The sequence below is a fragment of the Chryseobacterium sp. GW821-FHT04C04 genome, from assembly GCF_059420365.1.
This window is the reverse complement of record NZ_JBWKTO010000003.1, coordinates 211592-235836: the sequence shown is the minus strand read 5'-3', so window position 1 is coordinate 235836 and position 24245 is coordinate 211592. Positions and strand designations below refer to the sequence as shown.

At 35.8% G+C, this 24245-nt stretch carries 25 protein-coding genes and 1 pseudogene; 12 read left to right on the top strand and 14 right to left on the bottom strand.

The window, feature by feature from the left end; translation table 11 throughout:
• Positions 1-270 precede the first annotated feature (270 nt).
• From AC07UM_RS10975 to pth, 6 genes are all read left to right on the top strand, one after another.
• Positions 271-1092, top strand: coding sequence for a hypothetical protein (locus tag AC07UM_RS10975; RefSeq protein WP_494683462.1), 822 nt, complete (start codon positions 271-273; stop codon positions 1090-1092).
• Positions 1093-1097: 5 nt separating this feature from the next.
• Positions 1098-1913, top strand: a complete 816-nt coding sequence (locus tag AC07UM_RS10970) for a hypothetical protein (RefSeq protein ID WP_494683463.1) — start codon at positions 1098-1100, stop codon at positions 1911-1913.
• An 8-nt stretch (positions 1914-1921) separates the two neighbouring features.
• Complete coding sequence (locus AC07UM_RS10965) at positions 1922-2665, top strand: hypothetical protein (protein WP_494683464.1); 744 nt, start codon at positions 1922-1924, stop codon at positions 2663-2665.
• Between the two features lie 151 nt (positions 2666-2816).
• Positions 2817-3692, top strand: coding sequence for a hypothetical protein (locus tag AC07UM_RS10960; protein ID WP_494683465.1), 876 nt, complete (start codon positions 2817-2819; stop codon positions 3690-3692).
• A gap of 99 nt (positions 3693-3791) precedes the next feature.
• Positions 3792-4724: a hypothetical protein gene (locus AC07UM_RS10955; RefSeq protein WP_494683466.1), complete on the top strand. Its 933-nt coding sequence runs from the start codon at positions 3792-3794 to the stop codon at positions 4722-4724.
• An 87-nt stretch (positions 4725-4811) separates the two neighbouring features.
• Positions 4812-5375 carry an aminoacyl-tRNA hydrolase gene (pth, locus tag AC07UM_RS10950; protein ID WP_494683467.1) on the top strand — a complete coding sequence of 188 codons (564 nt, stop codon included), beginning with the start codon at positions 4812-4814 and terminating at the stop codon, positions 5373-5375.
• A gap of 130 nt (positions 5376-5505) precedes the next feature.
• Here the strand turns inward: pth and AC07UM_RS10945 are convergent.
• The 4 genes and pseudogenes from AC07UM_RS10945 to AC07UM_RS10930 form a co-directional block, all read right to left on the bottom strand.
• Positions 5506-6153: pseudogene (locus AC07UM_RS10945) on the bottom strand (carbonic anhydrase family protein); the annotation flags it as partial.
• 41 nt (positions 6154-6194) lie between these two features.
• Positions 6195-7787 (bottom strand): SulP family inorganic anion transporter, encoded by a 1593-nt coding sequence (locus tag AC07UM_RS10940; protein WP_494683468.1) that lies wholly within the window; start codon positions 7785-7787, stop codon positions 6195-6197.
• 146 nt (positions 7788-7933) lie between these two features.
• The gene (locus AC07UM_RS10935) at positions 7934-8233 is read right to left on the bottom strand and encodes a hypothetical protein (protein ID WP_494683469.1); all 300 of its coding nucleotides are present in this window, start codon (positions 8231-8233) and stop codon (positions 7934-7936) included.
• A 21-nt stretch (positions 8234-8254) separates the two neighbouring features.
• On the bottom strand, positions 8255-8923 hold the full coding sequence (locus tag AC07UM_RS10930) for a carbonic anhydrase (RefSeq protein ID WP_494683470.1): 669 nt from the start codon (positions 8921-8923) through the stop codon (positions 8255-8257).
• A 383-nt stretch (positions 8924-9306) separates the two neighbouring features.
• Here AC07UM_RS10930 and AC07UM_RS10925 point away from each other — a divergent pair, with 383 nt between their 5' ends.
• Positions 9307-10440, top strand: coding sequence for a helix-turn-helix domain-containing protein (locus tag AC07UM_RS10925; RefSeq protein WP_494683471.1), 1134 nt, complete (start codon positions 9307-9309; stop codon positions 10438-10440).
• A 121-nt stretch (positions 10441-10561) separates the two neighbouring features.
• Positions 10562-11173 (top strand): DUF2306 domain-containing protein, encoded by a 612-nt coding sequence (locus AC07UM_RS10920; protein WP_494683472.1) that lies wholly within the window; start codon positions 10562-10564, stop codon positions 11171-11173.
• Positions 11174-11180: 7 nt separating this feature from the next.
• Here AC07UM_RS10920 and AC07UM_RS10915 read toward each other — a convergent pair whose 3' ends face one another.
• The 4 genes from AC07UM_RS10915 to AC07UM_RS10900 all read right to left on the bottom strand — a co-directional run bounded on the left by AC07UM_RS10915 (position 11181) and on the right by AC07UM_RS10900 (position 15531).
• Positions 11181-12674, bottom strand: coding sequence for a phosphoethanolamine transferase family protein (locus tag AC07UM_RS10915; RefSeq protein WP_494683473.1), 1494 nt, complete (start codon positions 12672-12674; stop codon positions 11181-11183).
• A gap of 535 nt (positions 12675-13209) precedes the next feature.
• Positions 13210-13764, bottom strand: a complete 555-nt coding sequence (locus tag AC07UM_RS10910) for a serine O-acetyltransferase (RefSeq protein ID WP_494683474.1) — start codon at positions 13762-13764, stop codon at positions 13210-13212.
• 11 nt (positions 13765-13775) lie between these two features.
• A complete protein-coding gene (locus AC07UM_RS10905; RefSeq protein ID WP_494683475.1) occupies positions 13776-14924 on the bottom strand; it encodes a glycosyltransferase in 1149 nt (382 codons plus the stop codon).
• Between the two features lie 37 nt (positions 14925-14961).
• Positions 14962-15531 (bottom strand): acyltransferase, encoded by a 570-nt coding sequence (locus AC07UM_RS10900; protein WP_494683476.1) that lies wholly within the window; start codon positions 15529-15531, stop codon positions 14962-14964.
• Positions 15532-15584: 53 nt separating this feature from the next.
• Between AC07UM_RS10900 and AC07UM_RS10895 the strand changes: the two genes are divergently transcribed.
• Genes AC07UM_RS10895 through AC07UM_RS10885 form a run of 3 tightly spaced genes read left to right on the top strand, consistent with a single transcriptional unit; the run spans position 15585 to position 17575 of the window.
• Positions 15585-16556, top strand: a complete 972-nt coding sequence (locus AC07UM_RS10895) for a 3-oxoacyl-ACP synthase III family protein (RefSeq protein WP_494683477.1) — start codon at positions 15585-15587, stop codon at positions 16554-16556.
• Positions 16557-16583: 27 nt separating this feature from the next.
• A complete protein-coding gene (locus AC07UM_RS10890; protein ID WP_047380387.1) occupies positions 16584-16817 on the top strand; it encodes a phosphopantetheine-binding protein in 234 nt (77 codons plus the stop codon).
• Complete coding sequence (locus AC07UM_RS10885) at positions 16817-17575, top strand: SDR family NAD(P)-dependent oxidoreductase (protein ID WP_494683478.1); 759 nt, start codon at positions 16817-16819, stop codon at positions 17573-17575. The genes AC07UM_RS10890 and AC07UM_RS10885 overlap by 1 nt, the downstream gene beginning before the upstream one ends.
• A gap of 1 nt (position 17576) precedes the next feature.
• On the opposite strand, the gene AC07UM_RS10880 is transcribed toward AC07UM_RS10885, so the two are convergent.
• From AC07UM_RS10880 to AC07UM_RS10870, 3 genes are read right to left on the bottom strand one after another with little or no spacing between them, the layout of a single operon-like run.
• On the bottom strand, positions 17577-18731 hold the full coding sequence (locus tag AC07UM_RS10880) for a glycosyltransferase (RefSeq protein ID WP_494683479.1): 1155 nt from the start codon (positions 18729-18731) through the stop codon (positions 17577-17579).
• The gene (locus AC07UM_RS10875) at positions 18731-19570 is read right to left on the bottom strand and encodes a glycosyltransferase family 2 protein (protein WP_494683480.1); all 840 of its coding nucleotides are present in this window, start codon (positions 19568-19570) and stop codon (positions 18731-18733) included. Before AC07UM_RS10875 ends, AC07UM_RS10880 begins: the two co-directional genes overlap by 1 nt.
• Complete coding sequence (locus AC07UM_RS10870) at positions 19570-20112, bottom strand: acyltransferase (RefSeq protein WP_494683481.1); 543 nt, start codon at positions 20110-20112, stop codon at positions 19570-19572. The genes AC07UM_RS10875 and AC07UM_RS10870 overlap by 1 nt, the downstream gene beginning before the upstream one ends.
• A gap of 167 nt (positions 20113-20279) precedes the next feature.
• Here AC07UM_RS10870 and AC07UM_RS10865 point away from each other — a divergent pair, with 167 nt between their 5' ends.
• The gene (locus tag AC07UM_RS10865; RefSeq protein ID WP_494683482.1) at positions 20280-21314 is read left to right on the top strand and encodes an acyltransferase family protein; all 1035 of its coding nucleotides are present in this window, start codon (positions 20280-20282) and stop codon (positions 21312-21314) included.
• A gap of 49 nt (positions 21315-21363) precedes the next feature.
• Here AC07UM_RS10865 and AC07UM_RS10860 read toward each other — a convergent pair whose 3' ends face one another.
• The 3 genes from AC07UM_RS10860 to AC07UM_RS10850 are packed head-to-tail and all read right to left on the bottom strand — an operon-like array spanning position 21364 to position 24149.
• Positions 21364-22302: a glycosyltransferase family 2 protein gene (locus AC07UM_RS10860; protein ID WP_494683483.1), complete on the bottom strand. Its 939-nt coding sequence runs from the start codon at positions 22300-22302 to the stop codon at positions 21364-21366.
• Positions 22303-22307: 5 nt separating this feature from the next.
• Positions 22308-23306 (bottom strand): acyltransferase family protein, encoded by a 999-nt coding sequence (locus AC07UM_RS10855; protein ID WP_494683484.1) that lies wholly within the window; start codon positions 23304-23306, stop codon positions 22308-22310.
• 15 nt (positions 23307-23321) lie between these two features.
• On the bottom strand, positions 23322-24149 hold the full coding sequence (locus tag AC07UM_RS10850) for a glycosyltransferase (protein WP_494683485.1): 828 nt from the start codon (positions 24147-24149) through the stop codon (positions 23322-23324).
• Positions 24150-24245 lie beyond the last annotated feature (96 nt).

Genomic DNA, 24245 nt, shown 5'->3' with positions numbered 1-24245 from the left:
TTCAGGAATACTCCTGTTAAAGAGAATTATAGCTCTTTTGAGGGGTGTAAAATCACTTCTTAATGATTAAAAATATTCTGTAAATCCCCGTACAGTAAGGGTTTGAGATGTTAAACTTGTTTTTTTAAATGTAAAAAGTAGAGTTATGTAGAAATAATTCTACTTTTTCGTATTATTTATTCTATCTTCTAATGTGTTTATTTCTATAGGTTTATGAATGTATAACTGGAATTTTTAGGGCATCATTGTGTACCTTTGCAGTCCTTAATTATGAAAAAACTAATATATTGCTGCGTGGCTGGATTTCTTTCATTCTATGCCAACGCTCAGGTGGGAATTGGTACTGCGAAACCGACATCCATTCTTGATGTGAATGGAAAAACCACCTTAAGAAAAGAACTTAGAGTGGGCGGGACTTCAACTGATGTTGGAAACGCCGGGTTAAACGGCCAGGTTTTGGTTTCTCAGGGTGAGGGTTTGCCTCCTGTTTGGAAATCTTTGAATGTTTCATTTGTGGGAGAAGGACAGTACAAATTAATCAATTCGTATTTATCATCAGATCAGGTGGGTATTACAACACTCTCCAGCGGGGTACTAGGAGATGGCATTTATAAAAACAATGTTAGCGACGATATAACGGATACCAGCAAAGGCAAGTGGGTGGAAATTCCGGGCCTTGAAAATAATTTCACAATCAAAAACGGAAAAAACAGACTAACCTATCAGTTTCAGACAGGCGTTGAAATGAAAGCTCCGGCTGCGACGGCGTCCCAGAATATTGGATTTGCATGTGCGGTTTTCAGAAATGAAAAGCTTGTCGCTGTACGTCCGGATAAAATTACTTCCAATAATAATGCTGATAAAGAAGGAATCCAGGATTATATCTTCACGCTTAGTTACACAGAGCAAAATGTGCCTGTAGGAGTACAGAAAGTAAAACTTGCATGCAGAAAGATCGATGTATCCAATGTGTCATCCAATTTTGTCATAGGACGTAATGTATCAAATACCAATACGGTTTCCAATGCATTTACCCTTGAGTCTGTTATGAAAATAGACGTTCTTGAATACGTAACCTACAAAGCCAATTAATCGTGATGAAAAAATTATTATCGACTCTGCTTGTTTCAGCAGGACTTGTATTATCTGCCCAAATCGGAATAAAAACAGAAAGTCCAAAGGCAAAACTGGATGTGAATGGTGATGTGAATTTTAGAAATAAGATCGTAGTGCTTAACACTACAGATAATACCTTATTTCAGGGGAATAATGATCAGCTTTTGGTTTCTCAGGGTGAAGGAAATCCGCCAACATGGAAAACCCTTCTTATTCCTGAATATGAATCCAATAAATTTTATTTGATATTTAACAACTCTTTCTCAGATAAGATCGGAGTTAAATTTAGCAATATAGAACAGTCGGCGATCACTTCACGATCTGCCACGTTTGCGAAAGGCACTGATATCAGTGCGTTTTCAGGGTTTAAAAAAATTGGGGGATTATCCCCTAAGATAAAGGTTTTCAGTTCAGAAAGTAAAACGTATTTCCAGTTTGAAACGGTAGTTCAGGCTACCTTTCCTGCCAATACCTCGCCAGATATCTCCATTGATTATGCCTGCGGTATTTTCGTGGATGATAAATTAGTTAACATGAGACAAAGAAACCTGAAAGCGAGCAGTGCCTCAAATACATTTATCACCCATAATCAGATTGGGGTGGTTTCCAATCTTTCTCAGGGTGAGCATCAAGTAAGTGTGGCGTGTTCTAGATTAAAATCATATAATACCACCAATGATGTTGTGCTGGCTATCGGAATTAATGCCAGTACAAATATTAATGATTTTATTGCCCAGTCTTCTCTTAAAGTAGATGTGTATGAAGTTCCGCAGGTCTTTAATTCTATTACAAACTAAATCAGATCATGAAAAAAATATTTTTTGTTAAATCTTTATTGCTTGCTTTTTTTGCTCATGCGCAAGTGGGTGTGAACACTTCTGCTCCGGTTAATATGCTGGATGTAAATGGAGATCTCAATGTAAGAAAAGAAATCAGAACAGGAGGGACTAATCTCTTGAAGGGTTCTGCAGGTGTAGCAGGGACCATGTTGCACAATAATGCAGAACTTGCCGTTAATGATTGGAAAAGTGTGAAAATTGCAGATGGACAGGGAAGTATGGCGGTATTTTCTATGAACTCCGTTGCGGATCAGACCGGAGCTGTTTTCAATAATGGAAATGGGTCTACAAATCCCTATACTGAAGGAACCACCCTTGGAAGTGCATGGACGGTACTTACAGGCAATAACGATACTTTTTCTATTACCAATAGTACCAATAAAGTGGTATTCAGTTTTCAGACAACCGCTCAAAAGACTGGAAATGGAACCGCTTCTGCAGGTTTTGCTTGTGGTATTTTTGTAGATAATGCGCTTAGAGCAGTGAGAACTGATGTGCTGTTAGGGGATGAAGGAACCTATAAGATTTTTAATCTGAATGCAACACTCACCGATCTTACTCCTAAAAACAATTACATTGTAAAAGTAGCCTGTACAAAACGAAATCTAAATTCAGGAACACTGGGAATAGGAACAGCAGTGAATACTACCTTCCTCAATAGTGAGATGTCGCAGTCTGTTTTGACAACATCTATACTACAACCTTATTAATTTTCATAATAATACAATAATTAAGAATCTAAAAACGTTATGTTTTTAGATTTTTTTTGTTGATTAACTCTATTTCTTGTGAATTTGTTCAGATAAAGTGAAGTGTATTATCGAAAATTGAATTATATTTGGACAAGCTAAAAAATTCTATATGGTAAAAAACTATTTTCTTAAAATGTTTGCCGGTATTGCTTTTCTAGGACTGCTGACAGCATGTAATACTACCTCAGATCCTACAGAATCTATCCCTAATCCGGATGATGGACCTCCCCCTAAAAAAGTTTTAGCAAAGGTCACTGCAAATAATGTTTCTCAGGAAGAATATGTTACTACTGCCGGAACGGGAGATTTACAGACTGCCATATTTAAAGATGAGTCTACTTCCAGCAGTGCTTATTATACAGGAACGGTAACGTACACCAACAAAAATATCACTAAAATTAAATTTGTAAGCTCTGCAACATCCAGTCTAGCTTATGAGTTCAATATTGTTCCGGATGATACAGGTAAAAAGATTTATAATGCGACCTCTACAGCAACCGGGGCAACCCCATCAGCTTCTGTTGTAAGTGATTATGCATTTACCTATGATTCGGTAACGAGTAAACTGACCAAAATTCTGGAGAAAAGAAAAGAAGGGGGAATCAGCGCTTATAACAGGTTTATAGACTATAGCTTTGTGTATAACGGAAACAATGTGATCCAGGTGGTTTGTTCCAAAGGAATATTAGACATCAATGGAAACCCGAATATGACTACAGCAGCAGTAAGCAAGTACAGCTTTCAAAACTATGATGCTCAGAAAAGCCCATATTCTACCCTTCCGTCAGTATATTTTATTGCACGAAGTCTGATCACTCCGTCTAATTTCTACAAAGTTTCTCCAAACAACCCTACGTCAATGTTCATAGAATTGCCGTCACCTGCAACGCCTGTTAATACAGCTCAGAGTTATTCTTATGATAACCAAGGGTATGTAGTGGTTGAGAAAAACAAGAATGTAACTTTTACCTATAAAAATTTATAGGAGAAATAGAGTTATTAATCTTACCGGAATATAAATAATATTACAACTTTTAGGCAAAAAAAAATTATATTTGTCAAAAAAATAATCAATTACAAGGAAATGAAACAAATTTTCTATTTTATTTTACTAATCGCAGGTTTTTCCTCAATACATTCTTGCAAGAGTTTATTGGATGAGGATGGGAATCCATTGTTGGATCTTAATAATACAGGAGGATTAAGCGGTCCCAGAGCATTATACAGAGAAATTACAGATAAAGATACGATCGCAGAATATCGCTACAGCGGGCTTCTTGTAACTAAAGTAATCACAGACAGTGCTTCCATAACTGACATCATGTACAGTGGTGATAAAATCAGCCAGATCAATTTTAACGGCTTCCTGGATCTTGATGGAAACGGAAAGCTGGATAAGGACAGTGTATCATACACCCAGTTATTCACTTATGCAAACAATAACAAGTTGCAGATGATTTCTGAAAACCGCGCGATCTTCAGAAGACCTCCGCCTGTACCACCGGCAACTACTCCGGGTCCACAGACATTACTGAAAAAAGAGAAGAGTCTTTATACTATTAAATACAGCGCTTCTAATGGGAAGCTGGACTCAATTATTATGAAAAATGGTCCTGACGTAACAGGAGTTCCATTGGCTTTCACAGATTTCTCTAAAACAGCTTATACCTATGTAGGAGATAATGTATCTAAAGTGGTAAGACATTATGGTACTATGTCCGGAGGGGCATTCGGTGCTGTTACAGGAAAATATAGCTATGAATATTATGCATATGATGATCAGGTGAGCCCTTTCACATTGTTACCACATGTATATAAGATTTCAAGACTATTGTCTACAGTGATCAATGATAAGGAAAGTCTTATCTTATCTCCAAACAACCCTAAGAGATGGTCGGTGACAGATCTTACACCACCTATTCCAACTCCGATTGTAAAAAGTACGAATTACTCGTATGATCCTCAGACTTACATGACGAAAGGATATGGTGTTAATTACATCTATAAACCACAATAGAAGAATTTTTTTAACAATATTCAAACTCAATCTTTCATAAGATTGAGTTTTTTATTTTTTATCCCTTAATTTTGCAAAAAATTTCTGATGAAATATTTAATTGTCGGGCTTGGTAACAAAGGCTCAGAATATGAAAATACACGACACAATATAGGTTTTAAGGTCGCTGAGAAAATAGCGGAAACTCTTGAGGTATCATTCAATACATCCAACTTTGGCTGGATGGCAGAAGGAAAACACAAAGGGAGAAAAGTTTTTATTCTGAAACCTGACACTTACATGAATCTTTCCGGAAATGCAGTGAAATACTGGATGCAGAAAGAAAATATCCCTTTAGAAAATGTACTGATTGTTACCGATGATCTCGCGCTGCCTTTCGGAACGTTGAGATTGAAAGGAAAAGGCTCTGATGCAGGTCATAACGGACTTAAAAATATTAATGAAGTATTACAGACTCAGAATTACGCAAGGCTTCGTTTCGGGATCTCTGCTGACTTCTCTGCCGGGCGACAGGTAGATTATGTATTAGGAACCTGGAATGAAGAAGAAGCCGAAAAACTGACAGAGAGAATTGAAACCTTTTCCAAGGCGAGTCTTTCTTTCGTATTTGCAGGTTTGAATAATACGATGTCAGCATTTAATGGGAAATAGTAGCAGATTTCAGATAATAGGTAGCAGGCCGTCTGAACCGTAAATTTATACAATAAAAAAAAATAAATGCCATCGGAATTCCGATGGCATTTTCTGTAAATTATAATTGAAATTTAATGAGTTTTACTTTTTATAACCAGCTTACTGCACCTGTTTCAACATCATAGTTGGCCCCAACAATTTTTATTTTACCTTCAGTTTCAAGGTTTCTAAGTGTTGAGCTTTGTTTACGGATATCTTCAATCGCGCTTCTTACGTTCTGCTGATTGAGTCTTTCAAGAAGTGAGCTGTTTTTAGATGAACGCTCTTCATTCTCTTCGATAATATCATTGATGATCGGGTCAAAATGATTGATAAGGTGGTTCAGGTTATCCATTCCCAGACCCTCAATCTGTGCAGCGTCAAGACCTCCTTTTAAGGCTCCGCATTTGGTATGTCCTAAAACTACGATCAGTTTAGAACCAGCAACATTACAGCCAAATTCCATTGATCCAAGAATGTCCTGGTTCACAAAATTACCTGCAATTCTGATACTGAAAACATCTCCTAATCCCTGATCAAAGATAAGTTCTGCAGAAGTACGGCTGTCTATACAACTTAAAACTACGGCAAAAGGCCACTGCCCTTCACGGGTAGCATTCACTTGCTCAAGAAGATCTCTGTTTGCTTTAAGGTTGTTTACAAATCTCTGGTTCCCTTCTTGTAAGAATTCTAAAGCTTTCTCAGGTGTAATGGTAGATTGAGTTTCGTATGTATGTGCTTTCATATAATGTATTGTTTTCGAATTTAAAGTTAAAAAAAATTAATTGATGAATGAGATTACATCGCTCTATTGTGAGTAACTAAAATATGGGAGTCCTCACTTCTTTCGTAATCTCGGTATGAAGTTTTAAAGCCTAGAAGTTCAACATTGATATCCTGTTCTTTTGCCCTGATATTGGCAAAATCCTGAATCATTTCCAGTACATCTGTTGCAATGTATGAAGTGTTTCGTGCATCAATGATAACTGTAGAATTTGGCTTTATATTTTTAAGTGTTTTTTTGATGGCTGCTTTATTTAAAAATGATACTTCTTCAGCCAGCTTGATGTTGATCCCATCTGCATTATCCAGTCTTTCTCTGCTTAGATAATACGCTCTTTTCATATTTCCCTGAAGAATATAGAAAACAGAAATGGCAAGACCAATTCCTACTCCTTTTAATAAGTCTGTTGCTACAACTGCCGCAACTGTTGCAACAAACGGTATAAACTGGAATTTACCCAAATGCCAGAAGTGTTTGAACGTAGCTGGTTTTGCCAGCTTGTACCCAACTAAAATTAATACCGCAGCTAAAGTAGCCAGAGGAATTAAATTTAAAATAACCGGAATAGAAAGTACACAGATCAATAAGAAGACTCCATGAATAATAGCTGATATTTTAGACGTTGCTCCCGCATTAGCATTTGCAGAACTTCTTACCACAACAGAGGTCATTGGAAGACCACCAATAAATGAACTGATAAGATTTCCTATTCCCTGGGCTTTAAGCTCAAGATTGGTATCCGTAATTCTTCTTTGTCGGTCTAATCGGTCTGATGCTTCAATACAAAGTAACGTTTCAATAGATGCTACAATAGCAATCGTAGCTCCTACGATCCATACTTTAGGATTGGTAAAACCATTAAAATCTGGAGTGGTAATCAGGTTTTTAAAATCATCAAAAGTCTTTGGAACAGGTAAAGAAACCAAATGCTGGGTTTCAATAGCCAAAGAACTTCCGGATATTTTAAAAAGTTGATTTAGAAGGATACTTACAATTACTGCAACCAATGCTCCTGGAAGCATTTTCATCCTTTTCAGTACGTGTATTTTATCCCATGCAATAAGAACTGCTACAGAAATCAAAGTGATAACGATGGCTCCCGGATGGATTGCCCCAACTAATTCTGCAAAATATCCGAAATTCAAGCCATTATCAAAAATCGATTCATGACCTTCATAATCTTTATCGAATCCTAAAGCATGCGGAATCTGTTTTAAAATAATAATGATCCCTATGGCAGCAAGCATTCCTTCAATAACGTTGTTGGGGAAATAGTTGGAAATACTTCCAGCCCTTACAAACCCTAAAACCAATTGAATAAGTCCTGCGATGATCCCTGCACAAAGGAAGAGTTCAAATGCGCCAAGATCCGTTATAGCTGTTAAAACAATTGCCGTTAAACCGGCAGCAGGTCCGGAAACTGAAATATTTGAATTACTCAATGTTCCTACTACGAGGCCGCCTACAATACCGGAAATAATACCGGATAATGGGGGAGCACCTGATGCTAAAGCAATTCCTAAACACAACGGAAGTGCTACTAAAAATACCACGAGTCCTGAAGGAAAATTCTCCTTGATTCCTCCTATTAATGATGTCTTTTTCATAATGTGAAGCTGTAAAGTATAACCGGCTTATTTATTTTTAAATAAGTCAATTACAAAGAAGTTGAAAAAAATAATTTTTAAAGTACGTGAGTATCCGATATCAAAAATGATATGGAATAAGTATCAAAAAAATCTAACTATAGGAGTTATGCTTCCGGAGGGGGAGAAAATATAGTAAGTAAAGGTGACAGATGAAAAGAATCATCGATCAGTACAAAAGACCCACCCTGAACATCAGGTTCAGAAAACTTCAGATAATCGAAAACATCCAAAGGCTTCGGAATCGTCTTTTCGTATACAATAAATGAGGATGGGTGAGAATGAGGTTCTTCTTCATTGATTATGATATTCGTTCTTGCAATATTCCAGCCTGCTACCGCAGCAATGCCTGGCAGCGCCGTAAAATTGAGAAAAAACGTTAATACAATAATACTCCAGAATTTCATCTTACCTTCTTTTTAGAAAAACTATTCCGTCTTTCTGCTCATTACCCAATCAGAACCCGTAAGGTTGTAAATCTTTTGGATGTCTTTTAAGATTTTCTCAAAATCAATCTCCAGATCAATGATCTTACCTGTTCTAAGGTCAAATACCCAGCCATGTACAATAGGTTGTTCTTCTAAAATATACCTTTCCTGTACGCAGGCCATTTTGATCACGTTGATGCACTGCTCCTGAACATTAAGTTCTACAAGTCTGTCATAACGCTTGTTTTCGTCCTGAAGAGAATCCAGTTCCGCCTGATGCAGTCTGTAAACGTCACGAATGTTTCTCAGCCATGGATTTAATAATCCTAAATCCTGAGGAGTCATCGCTGCTTTTACACCGCCACAGTTGTAATGCCCGCAAACAATAATGTGTTTTACTTTCAGATGTTCTACAGCATATTGGATAACGGCTGTGGAACTCATATCTAAAGTATTAATAACATTAGCAATGTTTCTGTGAACAAATACTTCTCCAGGCTTTGCTCCCATCAATTCTTCTGCAGTGGCTCTGCTGTCCGAACATCCGATGTACAGATATTCTGGATGTTGAGTTTTTGCAAGTTCCTGAAAGAAGTTGGGATCTTCTGCTACTTTGGACTCTACCCATTTTCTATTGTTTTCAAAAATAACCTCGTACGATTGTGACATAATTTTAAATTTTTAAAAGTTTATAATTATTTATTTCGTTTAAATTATTTCCAAAATCAATAGACTAAATCAATAATTATGCAAAAATATAATATTTGTTAAAGATTCAATCACTTTTAACAAAGTTTAATATTAAAATATGCTTAAAATCATATCTGTATTTCGATATAATTTGCTTTGCAACTATTGAGATCTATATGGCAATCCAAACGGTTAAAAACTAAGATAAAATTACGAAGTATAAATTAAAATTTGAGATTTGAAAATTAAAATATTCTTAATTATTTACCGGATAAAAGATTGGCCTCACGAGAATTAATTAAAAAGGCCGTAGATATGTCGAAAAATCAATAATTTAACAGCCTGATTAATTTATCCATCTAATGTCTGATTTTGGTCTGCAATCTTTATCCTCGGTATTTTATCTGTCAGGAATTTTTATTGCCTGTTTCTCTTCATTTCTGATTATGGGGAAACGCAGAAAAATAATGGCTGATTACGTATTGGCAACATGGTTTCTGATTATAGGACTGCATCTTATCTTATTCATCTTATTTTTTTCGGGCAGCTATGTGAAGTTTCCTTATTTCCTGGGCTATGAAGTTATCTTTCCATTTATCCATGGGCCCATGTTGTATGGATATGTTTTGTGTGTTACGGGAAGAAATCCTGGCAAAAAGATCTGGTTACTGCATTTTATTCCTGTTTTAATTGTCTTTTTGATGCTTTTTAAACTCTTGATTTTATCTCCCTGGGATAGGCTTTCCGTCTATCAAAGCGGAAACAAAGAGTATGTATTCATAAGTAAGGTTCTCAAATACATGATGATCCTATCGGGAATAGTATATGTTGCTTTAAGCCTTTTTGCTGTTAGAAAATACACGAAAAGAATTTCCAATCAATATTCCAACACTGAGAAAATTAACCTTAACTGGTTGTATTATCTTATTGCCGGGATAGCGTTGATATGGCTTGCCGTGATGATTAGAAATGATATTCTTATTTTTTCTATAGTAGTTCTGTTTATTGTAGTGGCTGCTTACTTTGGAATCAGTCGTGTCGGGATTCTGGATTTACCTATTGCAGCAGAGAACATAGATGGAAAAGAAGCTGATGAAGAGATGGTGAAGTATCAGAAGAATTCTCCAGGAGATGAGGCTATAATGGCTATTTATGAAAAGCTTGTAGATAAGATGGAGAAGGAAAAACTCTATAAGGATCCAGAGCTGAATTTGAATTATACTGCGGCACTATTAGACGTGCATCCTAATGTATTGTCTCAGGCAATTAATTCAATAGAAAATAAAAACTTTTATGATTATATCAATCGTCAGCGGATTGATGAATTCAAAAGGATAGCAGTGCTTCCCGAAAATGAAAAGTTTACCATTCTTTCACTGGCATTTGAGAGCGGATTTAATTCAAAAACTTCATTTAACCGGAATTTTAAAAAATACATGAATTGCTCACCAAGAGAATTTCTAAAAAGCCAAAGTATTACTATTGATATGGACTAAATTGTCTTTATGTTTTGTATTTTACTGTATTTTAGTAGTTTATAAATAGGTTCCACCTTTCATATTGGAACAGTTGGAGCTTTTAAAATCCTCATTTTTACAAAAAAATTAATCAGTCACTATGAAAGAATTATTATTTGTAATCATGTGTATTTTGGCATTGCTTATCGGAGCCTATCCTCTTCTTTATGTCTTCGTCGAACATCAATATACTTTTCTGGGTTCAAAATCTGCTGAAATACTTCATAATATCATTTGGAAAACAGCATTTTTTGCGCATATTATTTTTGGAGGGCTGGCACTTTTTATAGGCTGGTGCCAGTTTGGAAGCTCATTTAGAAATAAATACATAAGGATACACCGGAAAATAGGAACTCTTTATGTAATCGCTGTGATCATAAGCTCTATTTCAGCTATTTATATGGGTTTTTATGCCAATGGGGGACTGGTTTCAGCAATCGGGTTTATCTGTTTGGGATGTATCTGGCTCATGACAACTCTTGCCGCAGTGGTACAGATTAGACAAAAGAATATTATTCGGCATCAGCAATTGATGATTTATAGCTATGCCTGTACCTTTGCAGCTGTGACCCTTAGGCTGTGGTATCCTTTACTAAAAAGCATTACCGGAGATCCTGACAACTCTTATATTGCCGTAGCATGGCTGTGTTGGGTTCCTAATCTGCTGTTTGCCTATTTTATCAATAGAAAAACAGCAGAAATGCAAACTTAAAGTCTATTTATTCTGGCAATTTATCGTATTCCATGCTCTTCATTTCTAAGTTTAAATATTTCTTCCCTTCATTTTTATAATGCTGAGGGGGTTCGAGCCCCATATATTTCATGATGAGAGGATACACATATGTTGTTTGGGTCTGCTTGGTTTCATGTCCGGTAATTCGGTACGCTGCCGGTACTTTATCACCATACCATACAAAAAATGGAACCTGGGTAGATTCTTTTGAGTCTATGTGTAATAGTTTGTCTCCTTGTATTTTCAGTCCATGATCTGATGCGTAGATGACTACAGAATTGGTGTTTTTCAGTGTGCTGAAAATATTTTTGAAGACATAATCTGTATATTTGATAGAGCTGTCATAGCAGTTCAGGCCTTCAGAATTCCAATTAGGAGGAAGCCTGTTGCAAGGATTGGGGTGGCTTCCCATAATATGAAGAACAACAAATTTATCCCCTTGGTTTTGAATGACTTTTTTAAGTTCAGGAACAATTATTTCATCAAAGCCGTTTACCCATTTTTTATTTTTGGATAGGGAAGCCATAGCAGTTATTCCCCTGGCGCTTGCTTGGGTACTCAGCCAGAAAGAATTGTAGCCGGCCTGATTGGCCATGTTGATAATATTGTCGGAGAGTTTATCGTAGCGGTATCTGAATTCATCCGGATGGATGCTCGACAGCATTAGGGGAACACTTAGATTGGTAATTCCCGCAGGCGAAACAGCATGATCAAAAATCATCATATTTTCAGCTTGTTGATCCGTAAAAGGAGTTGTTTTTTTAGAATATCCATACAATGACATATTCTGTTTTCTTTCTGATTCTCCGATGATCAGAATTACATTTTCTATTCCCGGCTGTATTTTTTTGATGTTGAAAACAGGGATATTCTTTTTAATTTCGTTAATATCTCTCTGTATATTCAATGCAGTATTAAAATCGGATAAATGATAGTATACATTTTTAATCATTTTTCCTCCTCCTTTATTACTTACGTATTTGTGTTTAAGATGATATCCAAATGGTAGAATAAGCCATAATAATGCGATAATGATAAATTTAGCATCGAATTTGACTACCTCTTTTTTAAGGTAATTCACGGAATATAGTAACATTCCCAGAAAAACAAAAAATAAAATACCAGGAAGAATAAACATATAAGACATGCTCATTGCTTCATCTGGATTAGATTCAAGAATACTGATGGCCATTCCTACATTAAACCCGGAATGGTAGATGAGAAAACAGGATGCTGATATCAGAAAGTTAATACTCAATAATAAACAGAGAACAACAGCAATCACAGATGTATATTTATTCTTAAAAAGAAGGGCATTAAATACAAGGAAAGAACAAAACATAATCCCGTATTCAATAATATTTCGGATGCTGTCCAGTTTTTCTGCTCCGAACAGATTATCAAAAATATAAGGGAAAGAAAGAAGGAAACCTGTGAGGTATATTATAATAAGAAAAATAGGAATTATTTTTTTGAACATATTTGTATGTGCTTTCTGTTAAAATAAATTTTTTAAATAATCTTTCCCAAAAGTCCTCCGGATAAGAGCCTGCCGAATATCATAATCACGTATTGCATGAAAAGAATTTATATAAGATAGTCATTCTAAGGGTTGCAGATATGATATCAACTCAAAAAGAAAACTTTTAAAGAGGGGTCTTACAGTTTCATGTGGTGAACTATTTTTTCCGCCAGATTTTAAGTTACTGTAGAAAATCTAATTATAGAGTTGATACTACAGATAAAGAATGGGAGGGGTAAAGATGTATTCTTTTCATCAAAAATTATTTTTTAAAATTAATAATAAGACCTGGGTTGTGTTTTTAATATTAAGTGGTTTTTTTTCAGAAATAGCAGTATTGAGGGATTGATGTCAGCTGAGTTCTAATACATTGTATTTTTCATAAAATCAGATGATTATGTTGCTATTTCATAGCCAAACAATACTTTTTTACAAATGTAAACGAAATTACCGATAAATGCAAGTAGAACTTTTACTATAACTATTGGATTTACTACACTTTACGGTTGATATAATCCATTGTGGCATTCTCTGTAGGAATGATTTTAGCTGGGTTTCCTATGACAACCGAATGGGAAGGAACATCAAAATTGACATAGGAATTGGGAACGATCAATACGTTGTCGCCAATTGTGATACCTCCTACAATTACGGCATTGGTGCCTATCCATACTTCATCGCCAATAACAGGAGAACCTTCATTCTTTCCACGGTTTTGCTGGCCTATAGTGACTCCCTGTGCGATATTACAGTTTTTTCCAATAATGGTTTTTGGGTTGATGACAAGACTTCCCCAGTGGCCCAGATAAAAACCTTCCCCGATTTGGGTCTCAGGATAAATCTGAAATCCATATTTGATTTGGTAATGTCTTAATACAATTCTCCAGAAAATATTCAAAATAGGGCTCTTCTGATATTTCTGAGCCATCCTTAGGACATATACAAAATGAAGATTAGGATTAATGCACTTTTTCCAGATTTCAAACTTTGAAAGCCACTTTCCGCTTTCCCGGTAAAAGTCTTTTTGAATAATAGAATAATTGGCCATCGTAACTATTTTTATACTTCATCAATTATTTTCTGAAGATGCTCTACAGATTTCTCTAAAACAAACGGAAGTTCAGTTTCTGAGATCTCTTTTTTGTACCCTTCAGATATATTTTTATCGGTAAGAAACTTTTTCATTCCTTCATAGATTCCTTCTTCGGAATTCGGGGTGATATTTCCCAGTCTTCCATCCTGCAGAAGATCTCTGATCCCGGAAATATCCGTTGCAGAAATAGGTTTGTTGAGAATAAGTGCTTCGGCAATGATGGTAGGGAACCCTTCATGGCGTGAAGACATAATATAAAAATCTGCTTTTTTCATGTAAGGATACGGATTACTGCTGAAACCAAGCATTTTTGCAGTATCCTGAAGCCCAAGTTGATGAAGCTGATCCTGAATATTGTTAAAATCATAACCGTCACCAATGATCAAAAGCTGATGTTTCAACCCTTCATCAATCAGTTTTTTATGAACATTTAAAAGCCGGTCATAGCCCTTCTGCGGATATACAGTGCCTACCGTTACAAAAGTGGGAAGATCTGTATTGAAGGGGTAATCATTAATTTCAATATCTGCTTTTCTTAAAGTATCATTCTTATCAATCGGATTAAAGATCTTGATGACAGACTCCTTTTCAGCTTCGTTTTTGGCCAGGTTGTGCATGCCTTCCTGAAGTTTGTTGGAAATCACAAGAATCCTGTCAAATTTGAAAAACTGTCTGATGACTTCCGGAGTGTATCCTTTTAGATTGAAAATATCATTCTGTACCCAGATAATTTTTTTGGAATCTTTTTGAGGGCTGGACAGAATTTCCTGATGCATCGCATGAATGGCTGCAATTTCTACATCGTATTTTTTATTTTTTAAAACAAATTTATAAAGAAGAGAAGGAAACCAAAGAAACATTTTCTGATACAGAACCCTGTAAGCTTTCACAGGAATATCCTGCAGCCTGTTGGTTGTTATCATTTCTCCTTTTGTTAAATAGTATAGAGTTACCCATGACGGAACTTCTTTAATATATATTCCGGAATAAAGGTTGACAAGAAGATCTACTTCATATTTATCCGAAGGAAGATTCTTCAAAAAGTTGATTAATACTTTCTCAGCACCACCATGACGTAATGAACCTATACGAATGAGGAGTTTTTTCTTTTTCAATTTGTTTTTTTTCTTTTATGATTTTACAAGATTAAATTTATTTAATTTTTCTTGCTTTTTTATACTTGTGAGGAAGATTTTCTTTGATATAGGCATCCAGCTTTTTTCTGTCTTTCTCCAATTCACGGGGGTATTCCGGATTGTTTTTTAAGACGATATCACCATAATCTTCAATAGTACACAGAAATTGTGCCGGGTTTCCGATAAATACGGTATTGTCCGGCATAGACTGAGATAATACCGAGTTGGCTCCTAAAATACAGTTATTTCCAATCTGTACATCCTGCATGATTACGCAATTGAGCCCGATGGTACAGTTATTTCCGATTTTTATTCTCCCAAGAATTCTGGCATCTTCATATCCGGGAAGTCTTCTAAGCAGAGTAGTGGTTCCACCGTGGTTCACAAACCTTACATCTCCGGCAATATTTACATGGTCGCCAATTTCAATAAGGTAGGGTTCAGTTCCGAAATACACTTTATCAGGCATATTGAAGTTTTTACCCACTTTCATGCCTCTATATTTAGCCACTTCAAGGCTTCCTCTATTCAAAAAAGAATGATAGAGAGAATCTACTTTTAATAGGAATCTGAATATAAAAATCATCACAAGTGTAAATTTGTTTTCGTTACTTTTGCAAAGAAAGAGAATTTATTAATATGATGAAAATTTCAAAAATAGAATATTATCTGCCTCAGCAGGTGTTAACTAATGAGGATCTGGAGAAACAATTTCCCGAATGGAGTTCCGAACGCATCCATGAGAAAGTAGGCATCGCTCAGCGTCATATTTCTTCTGAGAATGAAACGGCGCTGGATATGGCGGTACAATCTTCAGAAAAAATTTTCGAAAACTATGATCGGAACAAAGTAGATTTTATTTTGTTCTGTACCCAAAGTCCGGAATATTTTCTGCCTACAACGGCCTGTATTTTGCAGGACAGACTTGGTCTTAGAAAAAATATTGGAGCCATAGACTTTAATTTGGGCTGTTCTGGGTTTGTGTATGGGTTGGCTTTTGCAAAAGGACTGATCTCGGCAGGAATTGCAAACAGTATTCTTTTGGTGACTTCAGAAACTTATACCAAACATATTCACCCTGATGATAAAGGAAACCGAAGTATATTCGGAGATGCCTCTGCTTCAGCAATTATTGAAAAAGCTGAAGGTAACGATTATCAGTTCTGTCTGGGAACAGATGGAAGCGGTGCTGAAAACCTTATTGTGAAGAAAGGAGGCTTCAAAAGAGACTTTGAGCTGAATCCTGAGCATGAATTCAGCCCTGAAAATATCTATATGAATGGTCCTGAAATTTTTAATTTTACTATTGAAAATATCCCGGGACTGGTAAAAGAAACTTTGGAAGTGAATGGAATGACGATGGATGATATTGATCATTTTGTTTTTCACCAAGCCAATTCTTTCATGCTGAATTATTTAAGAAAGAAAACAAAAATACCGGCAGAAAAGTTCTATATTGATATGGAAAAAACCGGGAATACTGTTTCTGCAACGATTCCTATTGCCCTTAAGAATATGATGGATAAAGGAATGCTGAAGGAAGGTGATAAAGTTTTAATGGCAGGATTTGGAGTAGGATATTCATGGGGTGCCACCATTATGGAAATGTAAGAAAACAAACATTTAAAATTATAAAATATGAAGACATCCGTTTTTTTAGAAAAACTACAAGAGGAATTGGAAGAAGATGAAACATTAACCACTGAAACGAATTTGAAATCTTTGGAGAGCTATGATTCTATCAGTTTACTTTCTGTTATTGCGTTTGTAGACGAAAATTTCAGTAAAAAAATTGATACAAAACACTTTAAAGATATAGAGACTGTTTCAGATCTGATGAATGTTATTGGGAAAGAAAATTTTGAAGATTAATGGACGTTTTCTCATTAAAAAATAAAATTATTCTTATTACAGGAGCTTCTTCCGGCATCGGGAGAAGCTGTTCTGTAGAATGCAGCAGAAGTGGTGCCGATCTGATTCTTGTAGGAAGAAACCATGAGGAACTGATGAAAACCGTTTCCATGCTGAATCCTGAAACGAAAGTGGAGATCATTACCGAAGATATTACCCAATCTGAAAATCTTGAAGGAATTATTTCTGATAAAGTTTCGATTTTAGGTAAGATATCAGGATATATACACTGTGCCGGCATCGAAAAAACATTGCCGTTAAAAAAGCACAATACTCAGCTGTATCAGGATATTTTTGCAGTGAATGTCATTGCCGGACTTGAAATTGCTAAAATTTTATCTCTAAAAAAATATAAAAATGAAACCTCCAGTTTCGTATTTATTTCTTCTGTTGCAGGTATGGTAGGAGAGGCCGGGAAAGCGGCTTATTCTGCTAGTAAAGGAGCTGTTATTTCCGGAGCCCGTTCATTGGCAATGGAGCTTTCCAGAAGTAATATCCGGGTCAATAGCATAAGTCCTGCAATGGTAAATACCCCGATTTTAGAAAAAATGTTTGAAGATATCGGTGAAGAAGCTTCATCAGAAATCAAAAAAAAGCATCCGCTGGGAATAGGTGATCCTAAAGATGTAGCGAATGCTTGTATTTTTCTACTGTCAGATGCCTCAAGATGGGTCACAGGAACCAATCTCGTAGTAGACGGAGGATATTCTGCACAGTAACTTATTTTTTATGCAGCGTTTCTATCATATTTTCTACGCTGTCAAATATTTTCTTATTGTCAAACTGACTTTCAATATTTTTAAGATTCTCTCTGATTTGGAGAACAAGGCTGGGATCGGTAAGAAATGTTTTCATTGCCGAATACATTTCATCTACCTCATAACTGATGAGGTATCCTGTTTCCCGGTCTTTGATCATAAGACCGACATCTCCTACATTTGTGGCAATAATAGGCTTCTGGAGGATTAACGCTTCGGCGATCACCAAAGGCCATGCTTCAGATTCGGAAGAAAGTACGAAATAGTCTGCCTTTTTGATGTAAGGATAAGGATTCATCTTATTCCCGGCCAAAATAAAGGTCTTTTCAACGTTGTTTTTTGCTGCCTGAGCCATCAGATTTTTCATTTCGTCACCATCACCAATAACAATGATGCTGTGATGAAATCCTTCATTGATAAGCCTTGTATGAGCTTCAATAAGTTTATGGTACCCCTTTCTTGAATGAAGTCTTCCGATAGAAGCGAAAACAGGCCCTTCAGGGAAGGAGTCAAGCTTTTCTTCGGCCTTACGCTTGATTTCCTCGATAGGAATAGGATTGATAATAACACTTTCAGCCGGATAATTGAGGTCAGGATAATACTGATGCATCATATCTTTTATCTTGTGAGAGCAGTACACCATATGATCAAACTGTGGAAAACTTTTTAAAATATCAGGGACCAAAGGCTGAAACTTTGGAACATTGACTTCAGAGTGAAACCAGCCGATTTTTCTTGAATTCTTTTGGGTAGAGTTAAGAATAGCATCATAATCCCTGTAATCCATCCCAATTTCTATATCAAAAGTATCATTGATAAGCCGGTCTGCAATGGCGGGGTTATTTTTCAGCTTACGAAGTTTGAGCCTTCTCTTGGCAAGCTGAAGTTTTTGTAAAAGAGAATTGGTGGAAAAATCTTCTTTTCCATCCGTAAGATATATTTTTCTGATATGTTTCGGAAGTTCATCGCGCAATTTACCCTGATTAAGAGTCAGGCATACCGTCATTTCAAATTTGTCAGGATTCAGATTGTTGAGAAGTCCCAGAAGAACTTTTTCTACACCTCCCATTTCCATGGAACGATGCCTGAACAAAATTTTTATTTTTTTTTCTAACATTATCCGAAGATTGATTGTAAAGTAATTTTTATTTTTTTCTTGATACGGAAAGGCAGCTGATGCTGATATTGCAGCAATCCAAATATTTCATCCGCTCCGGTATATTGATCAGGAACTTTCTGGCCGTTGATGGTGGTAAGTCCTCTACGCTTCATGGTATTGAAAATCACCTGGGCAAAATACTCGTGGGATTTCTTTTTATTGTCATTCTGGGAAATTCCACCCTGGTGGGTTCTGTAAAGGTAGTTGGTTTCATCAATGAACTGAACTTTTCCTTTTTCGTACATTTTAAGATAAAGATCCTGATCTTCCCCGATTTTTAAATCCGGATTCATTTTTTCTGTCAGTTCATAAACCGCTTTTCTGAAGGTTACAAAATGAGCAATCTGAATAGGGAAATTAAAAAAATAAGGATCACGATTCGGGACCTGCATGGCCGATCTGAACGGAGAAATAGGTTTCAGGTTCTGATCACAGGTCATAAATCTTGAATAGGTAAGGACAGTATTTTTTTTAGCCTGAAAAATCTCCATGCATTTTTCAATAGCTGTAGGAGTAATGGCATCATCAGGGTCCAGAAAGCCACATATTTCCCCTTCTGCGAGCTCAATCAGTTTACTTTTTGTCACGCCTACACCGGAATTTATTTCATTTTCAAAAAATTTAAATCTTTTATCTTTTGAAATCATTTCCTGGATCATTTTCTTTTCACTTTCAGAAGAGCCGTCATCTAAAATTACAGCTTCCCAGTTTGTGTACGTCTGCTGAAGGATGCTTTCAAAACAGTCTTTGAAAAAATGAGCGTTATTATAATGGGCAATAAGAATCGAAAACTTCATTAGTGTTCCTTGAATATTAAATCCTGATGATTGATTACGGTTGTATTGGGAGGAATATCTTTATGGATGGTACATCCTGCCCCAATAATGCAGTTGTCTCCGATGGTAACCCCTTTTAAGACGGTTACATTGCTCCCGAGCCAGCAGTTGCTCCCTATTTTGATGGGAGCTGTGGTGAACTCAGCGTGAGACAGCTTAAAATCCGGATGTGTCTGATATGCATGGTTATGGTCATACAACTTTACATTTTCCCCGAATAATGTATTGTCACCTATGGAAATACTATCCAGACAATTGATGGAACAGAAATTATTCATGAAAAAATGATTTCCGATTTCTAAAGTAGCATTCTGCTGCACAAGAACGTGTACATAATTTCGGAAACTGACTGAGCTTCCAATGGTAACCTTCTTTAAGTTTTCGTGCAGAACAAAATGATCACTGATCCCAAGTTTTATCCCCTTAAAAGAAACATGAGGGTGTTTTTTGAGACGAGAAATCTGGCTTTTTCGTTGAATTTTTGCTAAAATTTCATATAGCATACTTAAATTTATTTTCACATTTGTAGTCTACAAATATAATTTGTTTTACATAATTATAAGAATAAATCTTATTTTTGTGCCTTAAAATTAACACTTTATATCAAATAAGAACAGCCCTCAGAGTGAAGATCGCTGTGTTTTGATAAAGTAAAGCTTTTTGCGATTCTGTGAAGATAAGTCAGATTACATTTACCAGGTTTGTTGCCGCTATGGCAATTGTCATTTCCCATTTCAATAAAGATCTGTTTTTATATAAGATAGATTACATTTCCAATCTTTTTTTGAGAGCCAATGTAGGAGTGAGCTATTTCTTTATTCTTTCAGGATTTATCATGATCATTGCTTATCATAAGAAGGATAAGATTGACTATCTGGAGTTTTATAAAAACAGGTTTGCAAGGATTTATCCTCTGTATATCGTGGGGCTCTTACTGTTTTTTCTAACGAGATCTGAGATGTTCGATTGGTATAAGCTTGTTTTGTACAGTTTGGGTATTCAGACATGGATACCCGGAGAAGCCATGATCCTGAATTTTCCGGGCTGGTCTATCTCCGTAGAATTCTTCTTCTATCTGCTTTTTCCATTGTTATACAATTATCTTTACGCCAAGAAGAATAAAACAATCTGGGTATTTGCAATCGCGCTCTGGTTGATTACTCAGGTATTTTCAAACCTATATCCGATATATGGAGCGTATGAGGGACCCCATACAAAAAGCCACGAGTTTCTTTATTATTTCCCGTTCTGGCATCTTAATGAATTTCTGATTGGAAATCTGGCAGGAATCTTTTTTGTGAGAAATTATAAACAGAAAAACTACGATCGTCAGGTAATTGCAGTCTTTTTACTTATCCTTGTGTCCCTGATGTTTGTTCCGCTTTTCTATCACAACGGGCTTATGGCTTTACTTTTCGTACCGGCAATATTTATGATATCAGCTAATAACGGATGGATTACCAGGCTTTTTTCAATGAAGCCATTGGAGTATCTTGGAGAAATAAGTTATGGTATTTACATTACCCACATTCCCGTTCTTTATTTGGTAAGGGAACTTTTAAAATGGCAGGAATGTAATTTCAGTATTGATGTGGTATTTGTGATCTACATTATCATTATGCTGCTTAGTTCCGCTCTTTTTTATCAATGTATAGAAAAGCCTATGAGGAATCTTTTAAGAAAGATTCATTTTTCAAAACAATAAAAAATTATAGGAATACTTATTCAACTAAGTATTTAGTTTAATTATATCATCAGAACAAATCTTTTCTGAAATTGATATTGTAAAGTCCTGAACGTATGCTTTTATAATCTGTAAGCATATATTTTGTAATCATTCCCCATTTTTTCAGAAGAGGAGCATTGGCAATCTGGAAACTCCTGTATACTCTTTTGATGTGAAGTTTGATATCATCAGGAATTGTATTTTCATGCGCTGCCCAATTGTTGACTTCTTTCCACAATACAACTCTTGTTGAAGCTGGTTTTACTTCTCTTGAATCTACTTTGGTGATTCTGTTGTTCTCATGGACACCTCTCACGGCTACTGCTTTGTCGAGGATTCCAGGATACAAATTCAGGTAGTAGGAGAGTCTGAATAAAAATTCAGTGTCCTGGTGAAGCTTTAAATGTGTTTTGAAGAAATATTCCATGTTTTTCAAAGAACTTTTTCGGATGGTTAAAGCATCAATGCTGAAAAGCCCGAAAGTTCCTATCATATTAAGCTGTCCCGGAAATACATCTTGAGGAGGATGCTTTTTGTAAACGGTAGTCAGGCGGTCTCCAAAGACTTTGTAATACTGTTCTTTTGCCTTTTCAGAATAATAATGAACACCGATGGCTCCGTACACTCCGTCAACATCTTTATTGGTGAACAGTTCTTTTTCTGCATCAAAACGATTGGGAAGATAGTAATCATCTGCATCCAGAAAAGCCATAAAATCACCTTCTGCCTTTTCCAATCCTAAATTTCTGCTCGCTCCTGCTCCGTGATTTCCTTTGTCAGGATGCTGAAAAAGCTTTACCCTATCGTATTTCTCAGCAAGTTCCTCACATACCTGTAATGCATTGTCCGGAGATTTATCTTCTACCAGCACTACTTCATATACTTCTTCGAATTGAAGAGCAGACTCCACGGCTTGAGAAACATATTTTTGAGCGTTATAGACGGGAATGATTACTGAAATTTTCATTTGTATTATGCTTTTAATTTAATTTTTAAATAATTTGTTACTCTTTTCTCTACAAAATAATACAGAAGTGAGGCCACTATAATAACAAGAACAATTTTAAGTAGAAAAAATGGGATATTGAGATAGCCTTCAACTTTGAATTTTTTTAAGATTATTCCCACAAACGGATGCGATAGATATAGTGAATAAGAAATGTCTCCCAGAAAAATTAAGGCTTTATTTCCTTTACAATGAAATACATAATCAAAAGTTAAGAAAGAAAAGACAAACAGGGAGATGATTACCAGCTTTATCATATCATTATCTATAGGAATAATGCTAAGCAGTACCAATATAAATGATATTATTCCTATTATAGAAATTATGGCCGCCCAATTCTTGGGAATGGTGAACCTATTCAGTAAAAGTGAAAAAAGAATTCCTACAACAAAATAGAGATTCAGGGAGTGGCTTACCATGCGTAGATAAGGGCTCTCAAAGTGGATAAAATATCCTAAAACTGAAGTCAGAATAAAAAATCCTATGATGAAATAATATCTTTTTTCTTTAAAAAATAAAGAGAGTCCAAATATTAAATAAAAGAACATCTCAAAATTTAAAGACCAGCCCAGGAAAAGCACTGGAAATTCTTTTTTGGTGGGAAGAAATAATAAGGAATGGATAAGCTCATAAAGCCCTGCTCCATGAAAATAAAGCAGAAAACTGCCTCCTGGTATCATTGCTGCCAATGTCAAAAGATAATACAACGGAACAATTCTGATTACCCTTCTTTTGTAAAATAAGGTAATCTGCCGAAAAGAGTCTGTAGTGAAATTTATTTTTTGAGTGGTGAAAGCCATGATAAACCCACTGATGATAAAGAAGACAGGAACTCCTATGCTTCCTTTTTTGAACAAAATATCCCCAATCTCTAAACCAGGGAAGTTAATGGTATCACGGAAGTGAAAGCAGCACACTAATAATGCTGAAATCCCTCTTAATATTTGCAGGTTGTTAAGTTTCATGGCTGATAATGAATCTTATCTTTTAAAAACTTTTTTCAGGATAAGACCCATAACAAATGGTACTCTGGCAATATTATGCTTAATTGTCTTGAAACCATCTATGGTAAACTTAGTATCCTCAGTCATTCCATATTCTGAAAAATCGACTTCAGGAACGGCTTTATGTTTAAATGTGATATTCATTAAATTGTACTGGTGGATGATCTGAATGTACATTTCTTTACTATCTTCTACAGAGAAGTTCGGGTAATGGCGATAGCTATTGTGAGCCCTTTCTTTTAGCATGGTTTTGAATGTATCTACACTTTCTGCTAAACTTACAAAAGGATTTACAGCCTCATTATAGACATTCACAACTGCTTTACGGCCCGGGAACATCGTCAGCTGGTAGCCTCTTCTCAGATCTATTACCAGGTCATGAACCGGTTTGAAGTGTTCCTGTACGGTTTTTATGTAATCCTGATGAAGCATGTCATCATTATCCAGTTCGCTGGTGATTACAAATTTTGTGTCAGGAGTGAAAAACTGTGGAATGATCTCTACAGCTTTTGTTTTCATAACATCAAAATCCTCTACAAAAACAGCTCTGAAGACCGGGTACTCTGCTTCAATTTCTTTGATGATATTTCTAAACTTTTCAGATGTATTGACATCAAAAAAGGTAAGCCAGATATAGTTTTGATGGGTTTGATTTTTATAGGAAGGAAGCACATACGTTCTGAATAATCTGAAACGGTCATCCAGCCATTCTTCTGTAAGAGGTTTAAATCCTGAACGTGTTTCGTTCCAGCCTTTTGTTGGAACATTGAATCTTGTCATTATCACGTGTACAAACTGACTCATCTAAATAAATTTATTTAAAGTTATATAATTTTATGGGTTTCCTGCTGTCTATCTGTTTGGCAGTGCCCAACTCATTTGTGTAGTTTTTATGGAAAT

Excerpts from the sequence above, each read along its gene's own strand:
- AC07UM_RS10975 (WP_494683462.1), top strand. The coding sequence starts at position 271 with ATGAAAAAACTAATATATTGCTGCGTGGCTGGATTTCTTTCATTCTAT.
- AC07UM_RS10970 (WP_494683463.1), top strand. The coding sequence starts at position 1,098 with ATGAAAAAATTATTATCGACTCTGCTTGTTTCAGCAGGACTTGTATTA.
- AC07UM_RS10965 (WP_494683464.1), top strand. The coding sequence starts at position 1,922 with ATGAAAAAAATATTTTTTGTTAAATCTTTATTGCTTGCTTTTTTTGCT.
- AC07UM_RS10960 (WP_494683465.1), top strand. The coding sequence starts at position 2,817 with ATGGTAAAAAACTATTTTCTTAAAATGTTTGCCGGTATTGCTTTTCTA.
- AC07UM_RS10955 (WP_494683466.1), top strand. The coding sequence starts at position 3,792 with ATGAAACAAATTTTCTATTTTATTTTACTAATCGCAGGTTTTTCCTCA.
- pth (WP_494683467.1), top strand. The coding sequence starts at position 4,812 with ATGAAATATTTAATTGTCGGGCTTGGTAACAAAGGCTCAGAATATGAA.
- AC07UM_RS10940 (WP_494683468.1), bottom strand. The coding sequence starts at position 7,787 with ATGAAAAAGACATCATTAATAGGAGGAATCAAGGAGAATTTTCCTTCA.
- AC07UM_RS10935 (WP_494683469.1), bottom strand. The coding sequence starts at position 8,233 with ATGAAATTCTGGAGTATTATTGTATTAACGTTTTTTCTCAATTTTACG.
- AC07UM_RS10930 (WP_494683470.1), bottom strand. The coding sequence starts at position 8,923 with ATGTCACAATCGTACGAGGTTATTTTTGAAAACAATAGAAAATGGGTA.
- AC07UM_RS10925 (WP_494683471.1), top strand. The coding sequence starts at position 9,307 with ATGTCTGATTTTGGTCTGCAATCTTTATCCTCGGTATTTTATCTGTCA.
- AC07UM_RS10920 (WP_494683472.1), top strand. The coding sequence starts at position 10,562 with ATGAAAGAATTATTATTTGTAATCATGTGTATTTTGGCATTGCTTATC.
- AC07UM_RS10915 (WP_494683473.1), bottom strand. The coding sequence starts at position 12,674 with ATGTTCAAAAAAATAATTCCTATTTTTCTTATTATAATATACCTCACA.
- AC07UM_RS10910 (WP_494683474.1), bottom strand. The coding sequence starts at position 13,764 with ATGGCCAATTATTCTATTATTCAAAAAGACTTTTACCGGGAAAGCGGA.
- AC07UM_RS10900 (WP_494683476.1), bottom strand. The coding sequence starts at position 15,531 with ATGATTTTTATATTCAGATTCCTATTAAAAGTAGATTCTCTCTATCAT.
- AC07UM_RS10895 (WP_494683477.1), top strand. The coding sequence starts at position 15,585 with ATGATGAAAATTTCAAAAATAGAATATTATCTGCCTCAGCAGGTGTTA.
- AC07UM_RS10890 (WP_047380387.1), top strand. The coding sequence starts at position 16,584 with ATGAAGACATCCGTTTTTTTAGAAAAACTACAAGAGGAATTGGAAGAA.
- AC07UM_RS10885 (WP_494683478.1), top strand. The coding sequence starts at position 16,817 with ATGGACGTTTTCTCATTAAAAAATAAAATTATTCTTATTACAGGAGCT.
- AC07UM_RS10880 (WP_494683479.1), bottom strand. The coding sequence starts at position 18,731 with ATGTTAGAAAAAAAAATAAAAATTTTGTTCAGGCATCGTTCCATGGAA.
- AC07UM_RS10875 (WP_494683480.1), bottom strand. The coding sequence starts at position 19,570 with ATGAAGTTTTCGATTCTTATTGCCCATTATAATAACGCTCATTTTTTC.
- AC07UM_RS10870 (WP_494683481.1), bottom strand. The coding sequence starts at position 20,112 with ATGCTATATGAAATTTTAGCAAAAATTCAACGAAAAAGCCAGATTTCT.
- AC07UM_RS10860 (WP_494683483.1), bottom strand. The coding sequence starts at position 22,302 with ATGAAAATTTCAGTAATCATTCCCGTCTATAACGCTCAAAAATATGTT.
- AC07UM_RS10855 (WP_494683484.1), bottom strand. The coding sequence starts at position 23,306 with ATGAAACTTAACAACCTGCAAATATTAAGAGGGATTTCAGCATTATTA.
- AC07UM_RS10850 (WP_494683485.1), bottom strand. The coding sequence starts at position 24,149 with ATGAGTCAGTTTGTACACGTGATAATGACAAGATTCAATGTTCCAACA.